Source organism: Methanobrevibacter sp. (assembly GCF_015062935.1).
In the GTDB taxonomy this organism is placed as follows: domain Archaea; phylum Methanobacteriota; class Methanobacteria; order Methanobacteriales; family Methanobacteriaceae; genus Methanocatella.
The window spans coordinates 1-2520 of sequence record NZ_SUTM01000044.1 but is presented as its reverse complement, the minus strand read 5'-3'; the positions used below and the strand labels follow the sequence as shown (position 1 = coordinate 2520).

1 protein-coding gene is annotated in these 2520 nt (G+C 36.8%); it reads right to left on the bottom strand.

Features of this window, described 5'->3' with window-relative positions:
* Positions 1-206: 206 nt before the first annotated feature.
* Positions 207-2360 carry a Tex family protein gene (locus E7Z81_RS12045; protein WP_292748172.1) on the bottom strand — a complete coding sequence of 718 codons (2154 nt, stop codon included), beginning with the start codon at positions 2358-2360 and terminating at the stop codon, positions 207-209.
* Positions 2361-2520 lie beyond the last annotated feature (160 nt).

The window sequence follows — 2520 nt, the reverse complement described above, 5'->3', positions numbered from 1 at the left end:
ATTAAAAAAGAAGGATTAATAGATTTAATAGATGAAATATTTGTGAACCTCAGGAACTGGGGGGATAGCACGGTAATCCTACTTTCGTGGGAAAGTACCAGCCCGTGAAGTAAAAATCCTCGACCTCTTACAGGTCGAGGTAGTTCAATCAAAGTCATTAATAAACTTGAATATTTATTTTCGCAAATTAAATTGTTTTAAAATTATTATATTATCATAGACAAATTAATCCTGTTTCTGGACAAATCAACATCGAGAACTTTAACGTCAACTATTTCACCAACGCTGACTATATCCAAAGGATGTTTGACATATTGATTTTCAACCAACTGTGAAATATGAACCAGTCCATCCTGGTGCACTCCAATATCTACAAATGCACCGAAATCAACAATGTTTCTGACTGTACCCTGCATTATCATTCCGATTTCAAGGTCTTCAATTGACAAAACATTTTTTCTAAGTATCGGCTTTGGCATGTCTTCACGAGGGTCACGGCCCGGTTTTTTAAGTTCTGAAATAATGTCTTTTAATGTTTCCTGACCAATATCCAACTCCTTGGAAATAGCTTCCAAATCAAGATTGTCAAGTTTCAAACCGGCTGAACCGATATCATTAACAGTATAGTTTAATTTATTCAGCAATTTTTCAGTGGCCCCATAGGATTCAGGATGAATTGTTGTGTTGTCCAGAGGATAATCAGGATTGTCAATTTTAACGAACCCCGCACACTGTTCAAATGTCTTTTTGCCCAGTTTTTTAACCTTCAGGAGTTCCTTACGGTTAGTGAAGCTTCCGTTTTCATCCCTGTAGTCTATGATGTTTTTTGCAGTTGACTTTCCAATTCCTGAAACATGATTAAGCAAGCTGTAGGAAGCCGTATTCAAGTCAACACCGACCTCATTAACCACCTTCTCAACAACACCGTCCAAAGACTCTGAAAGCTGTTTCTGATTCATGTCATGCTGATATTGACCAACGCCTATGGATTTTGGGTCAATTTTAACCAGTTCCGCCAACGGATCCTGAAGCCTTCTTGCAATTGATACTGCACTTCTCTCACCTTCTGAAAAATCAGGGAACTCCTCATCTGCCAATTTGGATGCGGAATATACAGAAGCTCCTGCTTCATTGACAATTATATACTCAACATTTGTTCCCTTGATTATTTTAGCCACTATTTCTTCAGATTCCCTTGAAGCTGTTCCGTTTCCAATGGCTATGACGTTAATGTCATACCTGTCAATCAGATTGCGAACTGTCTCGATTGATTCGGCCACCTTGTTTTGAGGTTCTGTCGGATAAATCAGGGCTGTGTCAAGAACCTTTCCGGTTTCATCAATGATTGCCAGTTTACAGCCTGTCCTGAACGCAGGGTCCCAGCCCAAAATGGTTTTACCGACGAGAGGTGATTCCATAAGTACCTGATTGAGGTTTTGTGCAAATACCTCGATTGAATTTTCCTCAGCCTTTTGTGTTAGATAATTCCTGATTTCCCTTTCGATTGCAGGAGAAATCAGCCTTTTGTAAGCGTCTTCAATTGATTCTTTGATGATTGGAGTAGTGTATTTATTGTATTCTATCTTTTCAGGTATTTTTGAAATGTTTTTTAAAGTGTGTCTTGCAAGATACCTTAAAACGTCATCCACTTCACATTCCAGTTTTACCCTGATAACCCCTTCCTTTTCTGCTCTGTTGATTGCCAATATCCTGTGGGGAGGAATTTTTTTAATATTTTCCGAATAGTTATGGTATACATCATATTCATTTGATATTTCCTTGTCCTTGACCTTGGAGGTGATTTGGCCTGTAAAATAGGTATTCTGTCTGATTTTTTTACGAAAATCTGAATTGTCTGATATTATTTCGGCAATTATATCCTGAGCTCCCTTAATAGCATCTTCAGGAGTGTTTACATCTTTTTGAGGATTTACATAATCTTTTGCAATAGTCTTAACTGATTTTTTAACTTCCTGAGCAAGAATTACCTCAGCAAGCGGTTGGAGACCTTTTTCACGGGCCTTTGTTGCCCTGGTTTGTTTTTTGGATTTGTATGGTCTGTATAAATCTTCAAGCTCCACAAGTGTTTCGGCATTTAAAATCTGATTTTTAAGCTCGCCATCCAATTTGCCAAGCTCATCAATTCTTTTGATGACCTTTTCCTTCTTGTCTTCCAGATTCCTTAAGTATTTCAATCTCTCATCGAATTTCCTTAATGTTTCATCATTCAGTGAACCTGTAACATCTTTTCTATACCTTGCAATAAAAGGTATTGTGTTTCCATCATCAATCAGCTTTATAACTTTCTTAACCTGCCAGTCAGCTAAATTCAATTCTTTTTTGAGTGTATCAACTATCATTAAACTTTCATCCTTTGCATTGAAATATACATTACTGTTGTTGTGAAAATGATTTAAAGTTTTGTATTGGCTTGCTAAAAAAGGGCTCTTTCAAAAACTTAAGTGATTCGGATTAAAAAATTTTTGAGGAGCAAGATTTTTTTCTTTTCTAATTTTTCTT

Coding starts and splice junctions, on each gene's coding strand:
- E7Z81_RS12045 (WP_292748172.1), bottom strand. CDS start 2,360: ATGATAGTTGATACACTCAAAAAAGAATTGAATTTAGCTGACTGGCAG.